1 rRNA gene is annotated in these 402 nt (G+C 45.0%); it reads left to right on the top strand.

The annotated features are described in order from the left end of the window. Positions 1-239: ribosomal RNA gene (locus G6554_RS25400) — 16S ribosomal RNA — on the top strand; the annotation flags it as partial. Positions 240-402 lie beyond the last annotated feature (163 nt).

The raw sequence follows: 402 nt of genomic DNA, 5'->3' as shown, positions 1-402 counted from the left end.
GCGGATCAGCATGCCGCGGTGAATACGTTCCCGGGCCTTGTACACACCGCCCGTCACACCACGAGAGTTTGTAACACCCGAAGTCGGTGGGGTAACCTGGGACAAAACTTAACCTCTTATTATATTTATAGGAAGTTAAGTTTTGTCCTAGGAGCCAGCCGCCTAAGGTGGGACAGATGATTGGGGTGAAGTCGTAACAAGGTAGCCGTATCGGAAGGTGCGGCTGGATCACCTCCTTTCTAAGGAATATGCAGTCCTTTCGGGCTGATCATAAAGTTGACGTTTCTTGTTTGTTTAGTTTTGAGAGTGCAATTCTCTCAAAAATTCGTTCTTTGAAAACTAGATAATCGTAAGAAGAAGCAAAGTAAACATCGAGTAATCGCCATTTTAGTTTTCTCTCTA

This window comes from Bacillus sp. MM2020_4, assembly GCF_011250555.1.
GTDB lineage: Bacteria > Bacillota > Bacilli > Bacillales > Cytobacillaceae > Neobacillus.
The sequence above is the reverse complement of the archived record's forward strand: the minus strand, read 5'-3'. Positions and strand labels throughout refer to the sequence as shown.